The organism is Bacillus sp. YBsi01, from assembly GCF_038406745.1.
Taxonomy (GTDB): Bacteria; Bacillota; Bacilli; order Bacillales; family Bacillaceae; genus Bacillus; species Bacillus siamensis.
Genome location: NZ_CP151679.1, coordinates 1,401,829 through 1,425,183, shown reverse-complemented (window position 1 = coordinate 1,425,183; position 23,355 = coordinate 1,401,829). Strand labels below are relative to the sequence as shown.

Sequence of the window (23,355 nt, the reverse complement as noted above, 5' to 3'; positions counted from 1 at the left end):
GGTTTTGGGTAAGGGAGACAAACAAAAAGACCGTACACAGTTATCCTTAAGAACAGAAATAAGCAATCAAATGAAAGAATTGAATCGGCTTTTGCTGCAAATGTTGCGGGTGACGCTGCGTTCAATGGGTCTGACCGGCGAAGCGCCGGCGGCTTCCTGTCTGCCTTTATATGAGCGCTGGCTGGAAGAAAGCATCCGTCTTTTAGACAGCGATCTTAAAAGCGGTGAAACGGGTGAAACGGCCGCGGTTTGGGAAGAGTGGCATAAGAAGAAAAACGAATGGCTGAAAGATCCGGATATGAAAGCGCAGGCTCTGCTGGCGGATACCGTCATTCAAGCTTTGCCTGACATTTTAACAGGCAAAATAAAAGCCACTGACGTGATGTTTCCCGATTCTTCAATGGAGCTTGTTGAAGGAATCTATAAGCATAACATTCTCGCTGATTATTACAACGATGTGCTGGCAAATGAAGCGTGTATGTATGTGGAAAATGTAATTAAAAACAATCCTGATGCAAACATCCGTCTGCTGGAGATCGGAGCGGGCACCGGCGGAACGAGCAGCACACTGTTTAAAAAGCTCCGCCCCTATCAAAACCATATTCAGGAATACTGTTATACCGACTTGTCAAAAGCTTTTTTAATGCATGCCGAAAAGGAATACGGCGCGGACAATCCGTATTTGACGTATCAGCTGTTTAATGTGGAGAAGCCTGCGGCGGGCCAGGGATTACATCTGAGAACCTACGATATCGCTATTGCCGCAAACGTGCTGCATGCCACCAAAAATATCCGGAAAACCTTACGGACGGCAAAAGCCGTATTGAAAAAGGACGGTTTGCTGCTCGTTAATGAACTGGGCGGGCATACGCCGTTTACACATGTTACATTCGGCTTATTAGAGGGCTGGTGGCTGTACGAAGACGAGGCGCTGCGGATTCCGGGGTGCCCCGGTCTTTATCCGGAAACATGGAAATCCGTTTTAATGGCTGAAGGCTTTCATTCCATTCAATTTCCGGCTGAAAACGAACGTCTGCACACCCAGCAGATTATCACGGCGAAAAGCAACGGAGTCATCAGGCAGAGCAGGGAAGCTTACACCGCGCAAAAGCGCCAATCAAACGTACCGCAAACATCCTCTGATCGTCAGCTCCCCATCAAACAAGCGGGAGAGGGGCTTGCGGAAAAGACAGCTGCTTTTCTGATAAGGGCTGCGGCAAAAGTATTAAAAATGCCGGCAAAAGAGATAAATCCGCTGGCTCCTCTGGATGAATACGGCATTGACTCTATTCTGATCGTTCAGCTGACGAATGAGCTGCGGGATCTCGTCCCTGATATCAGCAGCACGCTGTTTTTTGAATACCGGACGATAGAAGAGCTTGCCGCATACTTGACTGAAACGAAGGAGCGCGAACTGCATGCGCAATTTTCTGAAGAAGTCCGTCATACTGAAGCGGTATCATCCGGCTCTTTGCTTGAAAAAAGCACAGAGTACCTGAAACAGATCGTCAGCACCATCTTAAAGATGCCGATTGAGGACGTTCAAGCCCATACGCCCCTTGAAGAATACGGAATCGATTCCATCTTAATCGTACAGCTGACCAACCGCGTGCGGGAAGACGTCCCTGATATCAGCAGCACATTGTTCTTCGAGTATCCGACAATCGGCGGATTAGCGGAATATCTCGTCAGCTCAAGACAGGAAGATATGGCTGGGATTTTCAAGACAAATAAAGAAGCTGAAAAGACGCCGCACACTTTACAGAAAAAGCAAAGCCGCAAAAAAAGCGCCGGATTGACGAAGCGCCAAGCGGCATCTTTTTCTGAAAAAGCGCCGCCCGCTTCCGAACCGCCGTCAAAACACCTTGAAGTGGCAATTGTCGGGCTTGCCGGGAGGTATCCCGGAGCTGAAAATGTTAATGAGTTCTGGGAACGGTTAAAGACCGGTGAACACGGAATCACCGAAATTCCGAAAGACCGCTGGGATTGGAGGGACTACTATGATGATACAAAAGGGAAGGAAGGCCGGATGTATACAAAGTGGGGCGGCTTTTTAACAGATATTGATAAATTTGACCCGCTGTTTTTTAAAATCTCCCCGAAAGAAGCGGAGCGCATGGATCCGCAGGAGAGACTGTTTCTGGAAACCGCTTATGCGGCCCTTGAGGATGCCGGATATACCCCTGATTCACTATGCGCCGGTAAAAAGGTTGGCGTCTTTGCGGGTGTCATGAACGGCAACTATCCGACAGGGGCCCACTACCACTTTATCCCGAACCGAGTATCCTATGTGTTTGATTTTCACGGTCCGAGCATCGCGGTCGATACCGCATGCTCCTCATCCTTAACCGCCATTCATCTCGCCGCAGAAAGCATCAGAACAGGTGCATCTGAATGTGCGATTGCCGGCGGTGTAAACCTGATTACAGATCCGGTTCATTATATCGGGCTTTCTTCTATGAGAATGCTGTCACCGTCAAACGCGTGCAAAGCGTTCGGTGATAAGGCTGACGGGTTTGTTGACGGAGAGGGCGTCGGCTGTATCGTGTTAAAGCCGTTGAATAAGGCTGTTGAAGATCATGATCATATATACGGTGTCATTAAAGGGAGCGCTCTGAACGCCGGCGGCAAAACGAACGGGTTCACCGTTCCGAATCCGAATGCACAAGGGGAAGTGATCGCAGACGCGATGGAGCGGGCAGGGATTGACCCGAGAGCAATCAGCTATCTGGAAGCCCACGGCACCGGCACTTCCTTGGGAGATCCGATTGAAATCGCAGGGTTAACCAAGGCTTTCCGCCGCTATACGGATGCAGCTCAATTTTGTTCCATCGGTTCTGTTAAATCCAATATCGGACATCTGGAAAGTGCGGCGGGTATTGCTGCGGTCACTAAAATTCTTCTTCAGATGAAACACGGATATTTGGTGCCGTCGCTGCACTCAAAGCAGCTGAACCCGGAAATTGATTTTGAAACTTCTCCTTTTATCGTGCAGCAGGAAACGGCGGAATGGAGACGGCCGGTCATAGAATCTGAAGGAGTAACACGGGAATATCCGAGAATCGCGGGTACATCTTCTTTCGGAGCGGGCGGAGCGAATGCCCACCTGCTGATAGAAGAGTATGAACCGGCCGAAATAACTTCGGCAGACTCCGGCCGTCCGGCGCTTTTTGTTTTATCGGCAAAAGATAAAGACCGCTTGCGCGAGCGGGCTCTGTTGCTGTCGGATGCCGCCGGAAACGGAACAATTACAGATGCGAATCTGCTTGACGCGGCATTTACCCTTCAAGTCGGCAGAGTCCCGATGGAAGAACGGCTGGCGATGACAGCGGACTCTGTTTCTGAATTGGAACAGAAGCTGACGGCTTTTCTGAATAATGCTGGTTCCGTAAGCGGGGTGTTTACAGGCCGGAGTGATAGTTCTGTCACAGAGACGGAAGACACAGTCAGTGATTGGATGGAAAAACGTCAATTTGACAGTCTTTTGAGTGCCTGGGTTCACGGGGCGCCCGTTGATTGGGCATCTTTATATAAAGGCGCGCTGCCGCATCGTATCAGTCTGCCGTCTTATCCATTTGCAAAAGAAAGCTACTGGATGAAGCGGGAAGAACCAAAAACCGGAACAACTGAATATGTGCATCCTTTCCTGCATGAAAATACGTCAACCTTGGCGGAGCAAAGCTATCATACATCTTTTACAGGCCGGGAACACGTTTTCCAGGATGTGAGAGGGGAGCGGGTTCTGTCGGCAGCCGTTTATTTAGAAATGGCGCTAGCGGCTTATCATCATGCGGCAGACAGCTCTGAAGAAAAAGAGATATGGATCCGAACGGCGGCATGGACTGACCCGATTACCTGCGGACATCACGGTGCGGGCGTCAATCTCTCCCTTCTGTCTGAAGACGGGGAAGGCATCCATTATGAAATATACAGTGACGTAGAGAAGCTGCATCATTGTGGAATCGTCGGACAAGGGAACATACAGCCATCCCGCGTGCTTGATATTGTCTCCTTACAAAAAGACTGCCGCCCGCTGTCATTCGATTATGAAACACCAGGCACATCAGGTGTAACCATCAGTAAGGAGTTCCGCACCGTTGAAAAGCTTTATGCGGGAGAAAATGCGGTTTGGGCGAAGCTTGCTCTTATAGATGAAAGCGGCGGCCGTAATCCGGGATATCATATACCGCCGGAATTTTTGGACGCAGCTTTTCATGTCCTGGCAAAAACGGAGCCGTCAGTCCATATCGTGCCTGAAGCAGTTGAAGAACTGCGCGTCATGCGTCCGTGTTCATCGGGCATGTGGATGTATATTAATAAAAAGAATCAAACCGGCTGTGACATTCAATTTTGTGATGAAACCGGCATTGTCTGCGCAGAAATCAAAGGGGTGAGAATGAGACAGCCGTCTCAGCAGGATCACGGGCAAGAGGAACAATCCGAGATGATGATATTTGAAGAAATGTGGACTCAGCAGCCTCTGGTGAAATCCATTCATGAAGAGCTGAAAACGATCATCTGTTTTCTTACGGGAGAAGCTGCCAGAAAGCATGCTTATCAGTTTTTACAATCTCTTTATCCGGGAACCGGCGTGTTTTTTATTTCACAGGGTGAGGAAACTCAAAAGCTTTCAAACACGCATTATCAAATTAAAATCACTGACGGACAAGCATATCAAGAAACGTTTCGGCATATTGAAACGGCTGCTGGCAAAGCGGATGCCGTTTTATATGGATGGCCGCTTGAAGATGAAAAGGCCGTGAAAGACTATTCCATTCTCTATCATGTGATCCGCGCAGCTGCTTCTTTGCGTTCTAAACCGAGGCGAATCCTTCTTTCCGCTCAGTGCGGGACCGATACCGATATCAGTTACGCCGAGTCATGGATCGGGCTGGAACGGTCGCTGAAACTGATTCTGCCGGAGACGGATACGGCCGCGGTTTATTTTGGACAAAAAGGACCGTTTGAAAAGCTGATCCATAACGTATGTGAAGAGCTTCACAGCGAGTCATTCCGCAGTGTCATGTACAGCGGGGAAATCCGTCACGTCATGGAAATGAAGCAGACGGATATTGCCCCTGTTGAGCAGCGTGTGATAAAAAGCGGAAAAACGTACTTGATTACCGGCGGATGCGGGGGATTAGGCTTGTTATTCGCCGGATATTTTGCTGAAAAAGGACCGGTTACGCTCATTTTGACGGGGAGATCAGCGGCAGGCGGCCCGGTGATGAACAAGATCAAGAGATTGGAAGAATCAGGCGCCAAGGTGTTTTACGTGCAGGCGGATGCCGCAGATCAGGCTCAGATGGAGAAAGGTTTGCAAGAAGCGAAAGAAAAAGGATGCGGGCCGATTCACGGTGTCATTCACGCTGCAGGTCTTCAAGGCACTGAAAGCATTCTGGAGAAAGATCTGCAAACCTTTCAGCAAGTCTTAGCGCCAAAAGCGGACGGCACCGCGGTGTTAGATCTGGTTCTGTCACGGGAGCCGCTTGACTTCTTCTGTTGTTTCTCTTCTTCTTCAGCGATTTTAGGAGACTTCGGTTCTTGTGACTACGCAATGGGGAACCGCTTCCAAATGGCTTTTGTCCGTCATCGGGATAAACTTGTGAGCCTCGGACTCAGAAGCGGCAAGTCACTTGCCATCAATTGGCCGCTTTGGAAAGAAGGGGGGATGCATGTCGGCACGGCGGAAAGCACCGATATGTATTTAAAATCAAGCGGACAGCGTTATTTATACACAGAGGAAGGACTCGAAGCCTTTGAAACATTGTTAGTCCAGCCGTCCAGCCAGTATCTCGTCCTGGCCGGCTTTCCGTCGAGGGCCAAACGCTTCCTGCAGATAGATCAAGGCGAACGGCCGATTTCGGGTTCTGTACACAGGAACGTCCCGTTTTCAGGAAGGCGGAGTGAAATGAAAGGCTTTACACTGGAAGAATGCGTAAGCTGGGATGTGAAGGAACTGGCGGCGGGGCTTTTGAAAATAGACAAGAACAGACTGACGGACGCTGACAATCTGGCTGATTTCGGCTTTGATTCTATCAGTTTGGCGGAATTCGCCTCTTCTTTGTCCGCTCATTACGGAATTGAAGTGACACCAGCCCTGTTTTTCGGACATTCCACACTGGAGAAGGTCGTCCGCTATTTTCTGACGGAACACAAGTCCGTCATGGAGCATGTCTATGAAGAAAAGAAACCTGAATCCACAGATCAATCTGTCTTTGAAAAGGCAGGAACGGAAAAGCGGAAGAAGCAGAGGGGAAGAAATAAGCTGAACGCCGGAACCGAGGGCAGTCAGGCAGCTGATTCCATTGCCATTATCGGCATGAGCGGCCGATTTCCTCAGGCACGCACGGCGGACGAGCTGTGGGACATTCTGTTTCAGGAAAAGGACGTTGTCGCACCGGTCGCAAAAAAAGGCTTCACAAGTTCAAAATGGAAACTCGGCGCTGTACCGGGGGCGGACGAATTCGACCCTTTATTTTTTGAAATATCGCCGAGGGAAGCTGAAACGATGGATCCGAAACAGCGGCTGCTTCTTCAGGAAGCGTGGAGGGCCCTTGAGGACGCCGGCTACGGCGCCAGTCACATCAGGCGGCAGACGATCGGTATGTTTGCGGGGGCGGAAGAAGGAGATTATCACCTTTTAACACGGGACAAAGGCAATGTCACGTCTCATCATAACGGTATTTTGGCAGCGCGGCTGGCTTATCACTTGAATTTATCAGGTCCTGTGATGGCGATAAATACTGCATGTTCTTCGGGGCTCGTTTCTGTCCATCAGGCGGTATTAAGCCTGCAGAATAAAGAGTGCACAACAGCTGTTGCGGCCGGGGTGAATATCATGAATACCCCGGACTTTTTTGAAACGATAGATAAAGCCGGAATGCTGTCGGAAAACGGGAAATGCTTCGCGTTTGATAAAAGGGCTGACGGCATGGTTCCGGGGGAAGCGGCCGCGGCGGTTGTTCTTAAGCCGCTGAGAGAGGCGGAAGCGGATGGTGATCCGATTTACGGGGTGATTCGGGCGAGCGGCATCAATTATGATGGGAAAACAAACGGAATTACCGCTCCGAGCGGCGTCGCGCAGACCCGGCTGCTTACTTCCGTATATGACCGGGGCCGTATCAACCCTGAAGATATCGAATATATCGTCACACACGGCACAGGGACAAAACTCGGTGATCCGGTGGAAATTAACGCGCTTTATGACGCATTTTCTGCCTATACAAACAAAGAAGCATTTTGCGCGCTCACATCAATTAAAACCAATATCGGCCACACGTTTGCCGCGTCAGGCATTGTCAGTTTGATCAGTCTTTTACAGGCATTCTCCCGTGAAATGATTCCCGCCAGTCTGCATTGCAGCGGGGAAAACCGCTATATCAACTGGGAGAAGAGTCCTTTTTATGTGAATAAAACGGGTAAACCGTGGCCTTCTCTGCCGGATAAAAACCGAATGGGGGCAGTCAGCGCATTCGGGATGAGCGGAACAAACGCCCATGTCGTTATGGAAAGCTATAAGCGCAGCGTTTCACCTCATCGGGATGCCCCTGCATATTTACTGACTTTGTCTGCAAAAACAAAGGATGCCCTTCAGGAAAAAATCGAAGATATGATCACTTGGGCGGAAAATGGCGGACTGAAAGAAAATGATCTAGCCCAGCTCAGCTATACGTTGCTAAAAGGACGGCATCACTTTAACCATCGCGCCGCCATCGTGGTTCAAGATGCTGATGACGCAGTGTATGTATGGAAGCAGGCAAAGCTTAATGAACATCACCCTTATGCGTTTTCGGGAAAAGTACCGCAGCACTTTGCAGGCCGTCAGCATATTCAGGAGCACATAATAGAAGTGCTCGGCAAGTGCAGCGCCTCATATTCTGACCATAGAAAATATCAGGAGCTGTTATGCGTGCTGGCAGATTTTTATTGTCAAGGTTATGAAATCGAAGGGGACTTGCTTTATGGCGGACCTTTGCCGCGAATCGGCAATCTGCCGGGCTACCCGTTTGCCAGGCAGACGTATTGGGCGTCCGATTGTCTTCAGAGAGAGCTTGAAAGCCGGAACTCAGCTGAACGTGAAAAGCTTCACCCGCTGCTCCATGAGAATACATCGACCTTTACCGCCCAGCGCTTTACTTCTGTTTTTTCAGGGCGTGAACCGTTTTTTGCCGATCATATCGTCAATGGAAAACCGGTGCTTCCGGGCGCGGCTGCTTTAGAAATGGCCCGGGCCGCCGTTACGCTTGCCGCTGAAGACTTGCCGGACGGGAAAGCGGGTGTCCGGCTCAAACAGATCGTTTGGCTCCGTCCGGTGACGGCGCTTTCTGAAGGAGTGACGCTTCATGTAAAGCTTCAGCCGGAAGAAAGCGGAGACATCGCTTTTGAAGCGTATGCCGAAGGAGAAGAGCCGCTTGTCTTTTTCCAGGGAAAGGCCGTGCTCGAAGAGACGGAGCGTGCTCCGGTACTCAATGTGGAAGCGGTTCAGGCGCGCTGCGGCGGCCGGCGTATGTCAAAGGCTGAGTGCTATGAAGCATTCGACAGCCTCGGCATTACCTACGGACCGTCTCATCAGGCGCTTGACGCCATCTATGCCGGGAGCGGAGAAGTGCTCGCGAAGCTCACTCTTCCGCCGTCCGCCCGCGAAGAAAAGGAGCCGTTCATCCTGCATCCGAGCATGCTGGACGCCGCCCTTCAGGCTTCTATCGGTCTCGTGCTCTCAGACGGTTCTGCGTCCGGACGGCCGTTTCTGCCGTTTGCCCTGCAGGATATGCAGGTGTTTTCTGCGTGCCGGGAGACGATGTGGGCGGTGCTTTCCTCAGCGGATGGCGCCTATCATATTGAGCTGTGTGATGAAAACGGCGCGGTATGTGTCCGATTGACGGGACTCACCGCCCGTTTTCTGGAAGAGGAAACGGAGGAAAAACCGCTCTTGCTTCAGCCAAAGTGGCAGGAATCACCGCCGGGTGAAGACGGCGGACAAGAAGAGTCTTTCAGATACGTGACGCTGTATGGCGGAATGAATGCGGAGGATCTAAGCGGCGCCGTATGTGCGGCGGCCGGCGAAGGTCCGATTGAAGACCGTTATGACGCCTGCGCGGCGGAGCTGTCAGCGATCGTCACGCGTCTTATCAAAGAAAAACAGAAGAAAAAAACGCTGATCCAGCTTCTTGTCCCCGACAGGGGGGAAGACAATGTATTGGCGGGGCTGGCCGCTTTTCTGAAAACGGCTCACCTTGAACATCCGAAGCTGTACGGCCAAGTCATCCAAGCCGATCCGGACGAGCCAGCATCATCGCTTCTTGCCAAACTGAAAGAAAACCGGGCGCATCCTGAACAAGCGGAAATCCGTTATGAAGACGGCAAACGTCTCGTCAGAAACTGGGGTCATCTGCCGGCCTCTCAAAGCGGTACCGTTCCGTGGAAAGACGAAGGGGTTTACCTCCTCACCGGGGGAGCGGGCGGCATCGGACTGATTTTCGCTGAAGAAATAGCCTCCCGCGTCAAAAACGCCGTTCTCGTATTAACGGGAAGGGCGGAAGCGCTTGATGAAGACCGCTCCGCCCGCTTACGGCGCTTGAAAGCGTCGGGTGCCCGCGTATTGTATCAACCGGTTGACGTGACAGACAGGGCGGCGGTCATCGCCCTCGTCCGCGGCATACAGGAGGAGCACGGAACACTCGACGGGATCATTCACGGCGCCGGCGTGATCGCTGACAACTACATTCTGAACCAGACAGAAAACGAACGGAAGACCGTCATGGCGCCGAAAGTGAAAGGGCTTATCAATCTTGATGAAGCAGCGAAAGATGTGCGGCTGGACTTTTTCATTCTGTTTTCTTCCTTGGCGGGAGGCATGGGAAATCCGGGGCAGGCCGGTTATGCGGCAGCCAACGCATTTATGGATGTTTATGCAGCCCGCCGAAACCGACTCGTGCGGGACAACAAGCGGAGCGGGCAGACTCTGTCCGTCAACTGGCCGCTTTGGGAAGAAGGCGGTATGCGCGTGGACAAAGAGACCGAACGGCTGATGTATGAACAGACCGGAATGAAAGCCATGCGATCGGCTTCAGGCATCCAAGCGCTTTATGCCGCTTTTGCCTCCGGAGAACACCAGGTCATGGTGGCGGAGGGCGACGAAAAACGGATTCGCAGCCATATTTTCGATCTGGGCGAAGAACAAAGCGCCGCCGGACAAGCTGCGGCAGAGACAGATGCAAGAGATCTGAAAGATCGGGTTCAAGAGAAACTAAAGCGGCATGTATCAGATCTTTTAAAGGTAAGCATTAAAGATATTGAGGCTGACAGCGAACTGACGGAATACGGATTTGATTCGATCATCTTCACTGAATTTACAAATCTATTAAATCGGTCTTACCAGCTTGAGCTCAGCCCGACTATCTTCTTTGAATTTCCGACATTGCGCAAACTGAGCGGCCATTTGATATCTGAATGGAAAGAAGCATTCAGCGGCTTAGAAAGGGAGAGTTTAAAAACCGCCCCAAAAGCCGGAAAAAGAAAAGCTGAAGCTCCGGCGGCCGTTCATGTCAAGCGGGAAACGCCCGTATCCGTAAAAGGAAAATCAGAAGAAAAAGCCGAACCGATAGCCATTATCGGAATCAGCGGTATTTTTCCGCAAGCGAAAGACATAGATGAATTCTGGACACGTTTATCAAAAGGAGAGCATTGCATCACAGAAATTCCCCGAGATCGCTGGGATTGGCGTGAATATGACGGCGATCCGGCAGCGGATGCAAATAAAACGTCAATTAAATGGGGCGGTTTTATAGATGGAATCGCCGGGTTTGACCCGCTGTTTTTCGGGATATCTCCGAAAGAAGCTGAAATGATGGACCCTCAGCAGCGTCTATTAATGATGTATGTGTGGAAAGCCATTGAAGACGCGGGGTACTCAGCAAAACGGATTGCCGGAACAAAAACCGGCATTTTCACCGGCACATTGGGAAGCGGATATCAAACCTTAATCAATAAGGCGGGTCTTCCTGTCGAGGGGTATACGATGACCGGAATCGTGCCGTCCGTCGGGCCGAACCGGATGAGTTATTTTCTTGATATTCACGGGCCGAGCGAGCCGATAGAAACCGCTTGTTCAAGCTCTTTAGTCGCTATTCACCGGGCGGTAAAAGCCATTGAAACGGGAGATTGTGATATGGCGGTCGCAGGAGGCGTCAACACGATCGTCACGCCTGAAGGGCATATCGGTTTTCAAAAAGCAGGCATGCTCAGTGAAGACGGGCGCTGCAAAACATTTTCTGATCAGGCTGACGGTTATGTCAGAGGAGAGGGTGCCGGCATGATTGTCTTGAAAAAGCTTTCAGAGGCTGAGCATGACAGGGATCACATCTACGGCCTCATCCGCGGTACAGCGGAAAATCACGGCGGACGCTCAGCGTCACTTACCGCGCCGAACCCGCAGGCTCAGACGGATGTGCTGAAAAGCGCTTATCAAAAAGCCGGTATTCACCCGTCAACGATCACTTATATAGAAGCGCACGGAACCGGAACGGCACTCGGAGATCCGATTGAAATCAATGCATTGAAAAAAGCTTTCCAAACAGACGGGGCTCCAGGCGGATATTGCGGGATAGGCTCAGTGAAGACAAATATCGGACATTTGGAGCTCGCAGCAGGCATTACGGGCGTTATCAAAGTATTGATGCAGCTGAAACATCGGACGCTCGCTAAAAGTCTGCATTGCGAGAACATCAATCCCCATATCAAATTGAAGGACAGCCCGTTTTACGTTGTGACAGAAACAAAGGAATGGGAAGCGCTGCGTGATGAAAACGGCCGGGTCCTGCCCCGCCGGGCGGGTGTAAGCTCATTCGGTTTCGGAGGTGTCAATGCGCATATCGTTATTGAAGAATACATGGGCAAAAGTGAAACGGAACAGCCGGAAACCCGTGAGAAAGCGTCATCTCTTTTTGTTTTGTCGGCTAAAAATGAAGAGCGGCTGAAAGAAAGAGCGCGTCTCCTTCGCGATTTTATCAAAAACGGATCATCCCGCCATATCGATCTTGCAGATGCCGCATACACACTGCAGACCGGACGGGACGCGATGGAATCGAGGCTGGGAATCATTGCAGACTCTGCAGAGGAACTGACTGAAAAACTGAACGCATTTCTGATGGGAAAAAACAGCGAAGATATCATCAGCGGCCGTAAAAAACGCGAGAATAACACGATCTCCATGTTCTCAGACGATGAAGACGCTGCTGACCTCGTCAGCGCCTGGATTGAGAAAAAGAAATACAAGAAAGTGCTGCGGCTCTGGGCAAACGGATTTGACACGGATTGGGAGCAGCTGTATACGGACAGTAAGCCGCGCCGCATCAGCCTGCCCTCCTATCCGTTCAGAGCAGACCGCTATTGGGTGCCGAAACAGGAGCGGCTGCCGCTTTCGAATCAAAAAACAATATTATTGCAGAAAACATGGGAGCCTTGCGAGGCAGTGTCTTCATCCGAGCCATTCAGCAAATTAGCGCTCATCGTCTCCGAGGATACAAAAGACCTTGCCGCCGAGGTGAAAAAACAGCTGAATGATGCTGACATTGTGCAGGAAAATCAGCTCATCTCTTTCTTACAGGATCCGAATGCGGCCATCTATTCCGGGTTTATTGACTTCACCGGCTGCGGCTCCCGACAAAAGCGGCAGGACGTCAGCTGGGCGGCATCGCTGCAGCAGCTGATTGAATACGGCCGCGGACAAGAAAACATGAAAATGCTTTATCTTACAAAAGGGCTTGAATCTTTCAAAAATAAGGCTGCCGCTATGCATGGTATTGAAAAAGCGGGGCTTTATCGCATGCTGCGGCATGAATACAGCCATATTCTCACCTGTCACGCTGATATTGATCCCGAAGAGCCGCTGGAGCAGACAGCCGCTTTTATTAAAAAAGAAATTGAATCAGACTTAACGGAGTCTGCTGTTTGCTACAGGGACGGCATGCGCTTCAGCTATGTTCTTCGGCAGACTGATCAGATTGAACCAGAAGCCGTGCAAACAGACCGGACTGTATTTCCAAAAGACGCCGTCCTGATGATAACCGGAGGAACGCGCGGACTCGGCGCTTTATGCGCCAAGCATTTCGTTTCCGCATACGGTGTGAAGAAACTGCTTCTGACAGGCAGAAAGGAGCTGCCGCCGAAAACCGAGTGGGATCTTGAGCAAACAGACCCTGTTGTTTCGGAAAAAATACAGCTTATCCGGCAGCTGGAATCACAAGGCGTAAAAGTGTGCGTCTCAGCAGTTGATCTGACGGATAAGCAGGCCGTCGGACGGCTTATAAAAGAGGTAACCTCAACGCTCGGACCTATCGGAGGCATTCTGCATTGCGCGGGAATTGCGGACCGTGAAAACCCTGCTTTTCTCCGCAAATCCAAAGACAGTATCGCGCGGGTGCTCGCCCCGAAAGCAGACGGCCTCCACGGTCTGTATGAGAGTGTAAAGGATGATGCGCCGGCATTTTTCGTCTTGTTTTCATCTGTCTCGGCAGCCGTCCCGATTCTTGCGGCGGGTCAGAGCGATTATGCGATGGCAAATTCTTATATGGACTATTTTGCAGAAAACAATGAGAGCGGCATTATTAGCATACAATGGCCGGCATGGGATGAGACGGGCATGAGCAGGGATACAAAAAGCGGGATGTATCAGCAAACGGGATTGCTGCGGCACTCTGACGCGGAAGGTCTCAAGATGCTTGATTACATTTTAAGAGAAAGACCCGGAGCTGTCGTGCTGCCGGCACAAGTGAAACATGATTGGGACATCAAAGCGCTGGAAAACGCCAAGTCAGCCGCCCATAAAGGAATGAGAACAGCTGCCAAACCTCCTGAAACAAAAAAACGGGAACATAACCGGATTGATATTCAATCTTGGCTGAAGTCGCTTTTGGCAAAAGAGCTGAGTATCGATGAAACGCATATGGATATCGATGTGCCTTTTCAGGAATACGGAATGGATTCTATCTTTCTGGCGCAAGTGCTGACAAAGATTGATCAAAAACTGCCGTCTGTTTCAATTGATCCGACTGTCCTTCTGGAACACCCTACTATAGAACAGCTCGCGGATTATTTAGCCGCACATTGTCCGGAAGCTTTTTCGGCAGATGCAGCGGTTCCCGCGGAGAAGTTCCCTTTGCAGAAGACGCCGAAACGGAGCAAAAAAACGGCAGATAAGCCCGGGAAACGGGGAAAGGTTGCGATCATCGGCATGGCCTGTCATTTTCCGAAAGCGGGGGATATAAAAGAATTTTGGAAGAATCTCCGCAGCGGAACGGATGCCGTCACTGAAGTTCCGCCGGACAGATGGAACGCCGGGGAACACTATCGGCCGGGTGAATATCAAGAAGGAAAAAGCATCAGTAAATGGGGCGGTTTTATTCACGATATTGATCAATTTGACCCGGGGTATTTTAATATTTCAGAAACGCTGGCACCGATGATAGACCCGCTGCAAAGGCAGTGGCTTGAAGTGAGCGCGGAAGCTTTGGCCGATGCCGGTTATAAAAAAGAGGATCTCTGGGGCCGCCGTATCGGCGTTTTTGCCGGTGCAAGGGCAGGTGCGTTTCATCAGAAATTTCAATATTTGCAAAAAGACGCGATTATTGGGGCGGGGCAAAATTTTATTACCGCACATATGGCGCACATTTATAACTTTACAGGGCCCAACCTGGTCGTAGATACGGCCTGCTCCAGTTCGCTCACGGCAATTCATTTGGCCGTGCAGGCTATTCAAAATGGAGAAGCGGAGGCGGCCTTTGCGGGCGGAGTTGACATTTTGCTTGATGAAAAACCTTTTCTCACCATGAGCGCGGCAAGAATTTTATCGCCAAATGGCCGTTCAAAATCTTTCGATGCCGATGCGGACGGAACAGGAATCGGAGAGGGCTGCGGTGTGCTGATGCTGAAGCCGCTCGAAAAAGCGATAGAAGACGAAGATAAAATATACGGCGTTATTGACGGCTCTGCGATAAATAATGACGGCAGCACAATGGGCGTGACGACGCCGAATCCCCGGGCACAGCAGGACTTGATTGAGCAGGCGGTTCAATCGGCGGAAATCGATCCGGACACCATGACATACGTAGAGACGCACGGAACCGGTACGTTGATCGGCGACCCGATTGAATTAAAAGGATTAACCAATGTCTTGTCTGCTTATTCCGATGAAAAACAATTTTGCGGTGTAGGAAGCGTCAAAAGCAATATCGGCCACTTGCTGAGTGCGGCGGGCGCGGCGGGAATCATCAAAGTTTTGCTGGCGATTGCCAATGAAGAACTGCCGCCGACTTTGCATTGTCATAAACCGAACCCCCGCTTTCAATTTAATGATTCGCCGCTTTATCCTGTGCTTGAGCTGAAGCGGTGGAAAGGAAAAAAAGAGATACTCAGGGCCGGAGTCAGCGCGTTCGGTTTGGGAGGGAATAACGCTCATATTATTGTCAGCAACGAAGGAATTCCGAAAGAACGAAAAGCGACCATGGAACCGAAAGGCGGCCAGACAGTATACCGAAAACAGCGGTATTGGCCTGAAAAAGCACAGTTGCCTGAAGCGGAAGAAAATGAGGCGGGCACAGAAGCAATGTTTGAAATAAGCGAGGTGTGATAGATTGGCAGTTGCTACCGATCAAGTCAAAACGTTCCTGCAGAAAATCAGCCATACGAATTATATCGTCCGGGATCATCGCGTTCATCAAATCCGCGTCCTCCCGGGCGTGACTTTAATAGATATGCTGTATCGGCTCGCCGCCGGGTATCTCGGTGAACGGCCTATAGAATTAAGACAGATTATTTTTAAGCAGCCTGTTGTAACATCTGAAGAGTTTGATAAACACCTGTATGTCACCTTTACGCCGGCGCGTAACAGCTGGAAAGTTGAGATCACAAGCGAAAAAGCAAAAAACGGCATACCGCTTGGCGGAAAACGGGATGAGAATATGGAATGTCAGCTTTATTTGCAAAAAGACACGCCCCGGGCAAAAGAGCTGAATATTGAAGCATTCATGAAAAACGCAAGCCGAAAATGGGACATGCATGACATTTACGGAATTGCAAGAAGAAGCCATATTGAGCATGGCGAGTTTATGAAAAATGAAGGGGCCGTTTATCAGCTTCAGGATAAAGAAGAATTAATGGAGCTTAGTCTGAGTGGTTTGGCTGAAGGATTCCGGGAGAAATTTAAGGCGCATCCGGCTTTTTTAGATGCGTCCACCCTTGCCGGCTCTTCCTTTGCATTGTCGGCCCAAAAACAGAATGACACACCTTATATTCCTTTTATGATCAATCGTTTTTGCATATATCAGCCGTTTCCGAAAACGATTTACACTTATTCTGCGAAAAACAGCCGCACTGAAAGCGGCGCATCAGATAGCGAACCTGATTTTTATTCGGCCGACTTCACGATTTACGACAGGGCAGGGAACGTATTGGCCGAATGTGAGAAACTGACAGTAAAAAGGGTCAGACAAGCGAATATGATTACCCATCTGATAGACAAAGAGAAGCCGCCTCAGCAGAACAGAAGCGGCCGTGGCGAGCCCGAAAGTCATGTGGCTGCAGAAGACGTGTCTGAACAACAAACGCCGGAACAAAACATGGTGACTTACATAAAGTCGGAAATCGCCAGGTTGATCAATCGTCCGGCACAGGATATTGATGTGCGGAAAGGCTTTTATGATATGGGGCTTGACTCGGCGCATTTGCTGAAGCTTGTAAAGATATTAGAGCAGACTTTTCAGCAGCAGTTTTATCCGACACTGCTTTTTGAATATTCATCTGTCCGCCGCCTTGCGGATTACCTTAGCAATGAAGCGGGCTGTGTGCTGAAAGATTCGGCCGAAGAACGGCATACATCAGACGCTGACATTGCTGATGAGGTTCTGTTTTTTGAACCCGCCTGGAAAGATCAGCCGCTGGAAACGGCAGTGCAGAACGGGCAAAAACACACCCGTCATCTCATTATCGCTGCCGATGCAGGGTCCCGTCTCACCGATGAACTCGGCACATATTGTCCGGAAGCGGAAGTGATAGAACTAAAAAAGGAGCATGAGGCTGCAGATGAGCAGTTTGAAGCAGATGCCGAGCGCATATTTCGTATGCTCAAACGGGAACTGACAGACCATCCGAAAGAACATACATTGATTCAGCTTGTATGCGCCGCTGAGGATGGAGCGGCATTGTCTTCCGCTCTCGGGGCTATGCTGAAAACGGCACATCTTGAAAATCCGGCTTTTCGCACTCAGGTGATCACCTTCTGTAACAAGAATGAGAGATTGCCAAGTGAGACGGCTGCAATCATTAGAACAGAAGCAGACTGCTCTTATGCGGGCTGCACAGACATTCGGTATAAGGACAATATGCGGCAGATCAGATTGTTCGAACGTATTGAGAAACCGGACGGGCAGACACAGTCTCCTTGGAAACAAAACGGCGTATATGTCATTACAGGAGGCCTCGGCGGTCTTGGATTTCTGCTTGCCCGTCACCTTGCAGAAAAAGAAAAGGTGAAGCTCGCACTCATCGGCCGTTCGCCGGAACAGTCTGAGAAGATCAGCAGACTGAAAGCATTGGGCGCAGAAGTTCTTTACGTTCAAGCGGACATCGGCAGCAAAGCCGAAACAGAGCGGGCATTTGCTCAGATTACAGAAACTTTCGGCCGGCTGACGGGCATTTTTCATTGCGCCGGTGTTTTAAAAGATCAATTTATCATCCAAAAAGACAGTTCTGACTTGAAGCGGGTGTTCCTGCCGAAAATCAGCGGCCTGATTCATGCGGACGAAGCTTCACGGCATGAACCGCTTGAATTTTTCGCCGTATTTTCCTCATTCTCGGCGTTGGCCGGAAATGCGGGCCAGACAGATTATGCCGCAGCGAACGCTTTTATGGATGAATATATGAAATATCGCGATTGCAAAGCGGAAAAAGGCGAACGGACCGGGGCTTCTATGACGATCAACTGGCCGCTTTGGGAAGATGGCGGCATGCAGGTTGACAGCTTAATGAAAGAGATCATGAATGATGCAACCGGCACCAGCCCGATTCCGGCCGGGGAAGGGATGGCTTCACTTGAATATATGCTGCGTCTCGGCAAGCTGCAATCCGTTATTTTATACGGGAAGGAGCCGGCTGTAACTGAAAACATGGCCCGATTGGTTCCGATGGCAGACAAGAACCGCTCTTCATTATCCCATGCAGCTGTCAAGAGAAGGAACCAAAAACAAGAGAGACACACAGAAGAGCACGATATTGCGGTAATCGGATTGGCAGGAAGATACCCGCAGGCGGGAAGCATCGATGAATTTTACCAGAATCTGCGCTCAGGTAAAGACTGCATCACAACAATACCGAAAGACAGATGGAAAGGTTATCCTTTCTCCTATGAAGCAGATCAGTTCTATCGTTACGGAGGATTTTTAGATCGCATAGACTGCTTTGATCCGCTGTTTTTCAATCTGACTCCGCGCCAGGCTGAAATGATGGACCCGCAGGCGCGGCTTTTTTTAGAGACGGCTTGGGAAGCTTGTGAAGATGCCGGTTTTTATCAGGACAGAACGGCGCGCGGGCCATCTTCACAAAAGAGAAAACGCGTCGGGGTATTCGCAGGTGTGTTTTGGAGCCATTATGAGCTGTTCGGCGCTGAAATCACACAGCGGGGCACACCGCTGTCTATGGGCGTGACGCCTGCCTCTGTTCCGAATATCGTGTCTCACTGCCTGAACTTTACAGGGCCGTCAATGGCTGTTGATACGATGTGCTCTTCTTCGCTCACATCCATACATTTGGCATGTGAAAGCATTAAAAGGGGAGAGTGCGAATTCGCCATTGCCGGCGGTGTTAATGCGGTCACACATCCGCATAAATATGCGTTTTTGGCGAATGCCGGATTTCTGTCTTCAGAAGGCGTCTGCAAAAGCTTCGCCGCCGGCGGTGACGGCTATGTGCCGGGAGAAGGCGTCGGCGCGGTGTTGCTGACAACCGTTCAAGAAGCGGAAAGAATGGGCTGTCCGATATATGGCGTCATAAAAGGCTCCGCTTTAAACCATGTCGGAAAAACATCCGGTTTGACAGTGCCTGATCCGGCATCACAGGCGGAAGTCATTACAGATTCTTTTCAGAGTGCCGGCGTTGATCCGGAGACACTGAGCTATATTGAAGCCCACGGAACAGGCACGTCTCTGGGTGATCCGATTGAAATTGAAGGGCTGAGCCGTGCATTCCGCAAATGGACAAATAAGAAGCGGTTTTGCGCCATCGGCTCTGCCAAATCAAATATCGGCCATTTAGAAGGAGCCGCCGGAATCGCCGGATTAACAAAGGTGCTTTTGCAGCTGAAGCATGGAGAAATCTTTCCGTCATTGCACGCGGACACGCTGAATCCCCATATTCCATTTTCGGACACGCCGTTTTATGTGGCGGATCGGCTGGTAGAATGGGAACGGCCGTTACATCCTGACCAGCCGAGAAGAGCGGGTTTAAGTTCTTTTGGCGCCAGCGGGAGCAATGCCCATTTTGTCATAGAAGAATATCTGCCGCCGCAGGCTGAAAAGAAATCGATGAGTATACGGGAAGACGAGCCGGTTCTGTTTCTGCTTTCGGCAAAAAATGAAGAACGCCTATTAGAATATGTAAAACGGTATGACCGCTTTTTACGGGAAAAAGAAGTCGACCTTAAAGACCTGGCCTACACGCTTCAAGCTGGCAGAGAAGCGATGCCTGAACGGCTGGCATTTATCGTTACATCCGTTTGCGGCCTGCAAGCGAAACTGAAAGATGTGCTTGAACGGAAAACAGAAATTGAAGGGTGTTTCCGCGGACGTGCTCACGACGATATGTCATCAAGTGGAATGGCCGAGCTTTTGAAAAACAAGCAATATTCCAGATTGCTCACTGAGTGGGCAAAAGGAGCCGCCGTTGACTGGAGCCGGTTATACGAAGGAGAGAAGCCGAAACGGGTCAGCCTTCCTGTATATCCGTTCGCGAAGGAGCGGTATTGGGTGCCTGTGCCTGCGGATATCCGGAAACAGACAGACGAACCGGCGGAAAACCAAAAGATCATTCTTCAAAAAGAATGGAAGCAGCAAGATCCGGCGGAATCTGAAGCATTATCAGGAACAGTAATGATACTTGCAACTGATAAGACGAGGCGATTGGCCGATGCTCTTTTTAAAGGAAACGGCCATATTGAAACGATCTGCTTCATTCATCAGGCAAAAGACGGCGCCGATTATTACGCCGCCGCATCGGGGCGAAACCTTTACGGCAGAGTGCGGGAGTCTCTTAAAAACAAACAGATACTCGGGGTCATCGACATAACCGCATATGATGCGGAATATGAACGGCAGGAAGAGATAGAACACGGAAAGCTTGCCTTTTTACAGCAGGCTCTTGAATCATTCCGTCATAGCGGCGCTGTGTTCAGCCAAGTGACACACCGCCTCCAGCCTTTCAAGGAAAGTAAACCTCTGATGCAAGGGGCGAAAACGGCGGGGCTGTACCGGATGCTGGGTGCTGAGTATGCTAACATTTATTCTTATACGATAGATAGCGATTGTGAGATTGAGCATACAGAAGAATTAAGCAGACAGATTGAGACTGAATTTTTACAGCCGCGGGCCAAAAGCGGCAGTGAATGCTGCTACAGGCTGAATCGCCGTTATGTGCCGTTTCTGAAGCAGGGTATGAATGTTTGGGCTGCGCCTGAGCTTTCCTATTCGTCTGATGATGTGCTGTTAATAACGGGCGGATCGCGCGGGATCGGCGCAATTGCGGCGGAGCATGCCGTTTCGCGCGGATGCAGGAAACTGGTCATCATGGGGCGGGAGCCGTTTCCCGATTCCTCAAAGTGGGCAGACATGAAAAAGGACGGCACTCTCCCGGAAAAAGCAGAGCGGATGCAGAGGTTAGCCGAGCGGGGCGCGGAGATCCGTTATTACAGCGTTTCTCTTACGGATCAAAAGGGCCTCCGGAAAATGACAGACAGCATCCGCGGCACGATGGGACCGATTACCGGCGTTTTTCATTGCGCGGGTGCAATGGGAGAACACCCCGCTTTTTATAACAAAACCGAAACGGAAATCGAAAGCGTTTGCGCGCCGAAAGTAACAGGGCTTCGCGGTCTCTATGAAGCCGTTCAGAATGAGCCGCTGTCGTTTTTTATTTTGTTCTCATCCGTTTCGGGTCAGATCCCTTCGCTTGCTGCGGGGCAAAGTGACTACGCGATGGCTAATTCATTTATGGACTCTTTTGCAAATCATCAAGCAGGTAAAGGAAACGTGTTTGTTAAAGCTGTTCAGTGGCCCGTCTGGAAAGAAACCGGCATGGCTGAAGGCCTGCCGGAAACACCTGCTTATCAAAAATCAGGACTTTCCAGGCTGTCTGCCGAAGACGGACTGAAGTTTTTAGATTACATCATATTAAACGGACAAAGCTGCGGAATTCCTTGTGTTCCCGAAGACAGTGAGGCTGATTTTGGTGATCTTTTGAAGGTGAAGAAATCTGAAGCTCCCGTGAAAAAAAGCATTTCCAGTGACCAAAAGGTGAAGGATACGATTCGTCAATGGGTGCGCACCGTTTTCAGCGAAGAACTGAAAATGACGGATGAGCAGATAAAAGATGATATGCCGTTTGATGAATACGGGATTGACTCAATACTCTTTGCGGAATTGGTTCAATCATTGCAAAAACGGATCAGCATAAAGCTAACACCGTCCTTCATGCTTCAATATCAAACGATTACAGAAATGGTTGACTATTTCGCAGTGCATCATAAAGCCGATTTTGTGACAAAAGAAAATGGTTTCGTTCAAGACATGGACGTCCAGCCTGATGTAACCGCCGCCGCTGAAGAGAGAACATCCATGAAGCCGAAAGCGGATACCGAAGACGATATTGCCGTCGTCGGCATGTCCTGCCGTTTTCCGGGGGCGGGCGGAACGGATGCTTTTTGGGAGCTGCTGATGAAAGGGAACACCGCCATCCGGCCTGTCCCCGCATCGCGCTGGCATGCAACAGCGCATACAAAGGATTATGCGGGATGGACTGATGATATCGACATGTTTGATGCGGGCTTTTTCGGCATCTCTGAAAAAGACGCGGCAATTATGGACCCGCAGGCGCGGATCATATTAGAAGAAGCGGTTCATTCCGTTTATGATGCCGGGTACGGACAAAAGGATTTGTCGGGCCGGAAAGTCGGCGTGTACATCGGCGGCAGGGCGCAGCCTTCAGCCGGTATGGAACATATCCTGCAGGCGCCTAACCCGATTTTGGGGGCGGGGCAAAACTATTTGGCGGCCAACATTTCACGATTTTTGAATGTCACAGGGCCGAGCCTTGTCGTGGATACAGCATGTTCCTCAGGGCTGATCGGGCTGTCCTTTGCAAAAGACGCCCTTTTGGCCGGAAGGATTGACGCGGCCTTAGTCGGTTCGGTGAGTCTGCTCTTATCTCCATCCGCGCACCGGTTATTCGGAGCGCGCCATATTTTAAATGAGAACGGTGTGTTTCATATATTCGACCGTGAATCAGCGGGAGAAGTGCTCGGAGAAGGAGCGGGGGCGGTTTTTATCAAGCGATTGAGCGATGCGGTGCGGGATGGAGACCGTATTTACGGCGTCATAAAAGCCGTCTCGGTAAACAATGACGGCCGGACGCTCGGTCCCGGTTCACCGAATATAAGGGCGCAGAGAGACGTCATTCAAACTGCGCTTAATATGGCGGAAAAGTCGCCCGAAGACATTGGATATATAGAAGTGAACGGAGGCGGTTCCCCAATCGTTGATTCGGTGGAAATCAAGGCGCTCTCAGATGTCTATCAGCTGAACCGGAAAACGCTTCTGCCCTGCCGGATCGGATCGGTGAAACCGAATGTAGGGCATTTGCTTCTGTCTTCAGGACTTGCGGGCTTCATCCGATGTGTGCTGAGCGTCTATCATAAGCGGATTCCGCCTTTCTTATCAGCGCGTGAGCCATTTGAACATTATGACTTTGAAGCGTCACGTATTCATTTTAATCGTGAACCCGTTGATTGGCATTCAGAGAAGAAACCCCGCGTCGCAGCTCAGAGTTCATTTCCTGACGGCGGGACAAATGCTCATATCCTCGTTGAAGAATACAGAGGTGAAAGGCAGCGGGAACATCACCGGACGCCCCAGCCGCCGGAATTCAGAAAAAAACACTACCCGCTTTTGGGCGGCTGGAACAGCACGGAGAATGAAGCGGAAAAAACAAGTAATGAAAAAACAGACATTGCGGATCTTTTAAAGAAATATGAGAAAAAAGCAGAGACAAGCACTGCACCTGCAGACTCGTTTTGGCAGGTGACAACGTGACGTT

The 23,355-nt window shown here is 50.4% G+C and carries 2 protein-coding genes; both read left to right on the top strand.

Features of this window, described 5'->3' with window-relative positions:
- Positions 1–4 precede the first annotated feature (4 nt).
- Complete coding sequence (locus tag AADZ70_RS07030) at positions 5–15,628, top strand: SDR family NAD(P)-dependent oxidoreductase (protein WP_342007921.1); 15,624 nt, start codon at positions 5–7, stop codon at positions 15,626–15,628.
- A gap of 4 nt (positions 15,629–15,632) precedes the next feature.
- Positions 15,633–23,351: an SDR family NAD(P)-dependent oxidoreductase gene (locus AADZ70_RS07025; RefSeq protein ID WP_342007920.1), complete on the top strand. Its 7,719-nt coding sequence runs from the start codon at positions 15,633–15,635 to the stop codon at positions 23,349–23,351.
- The last annotated feature ends 4 nt before the right edge of the window (positions 23,352–23,355 follow it).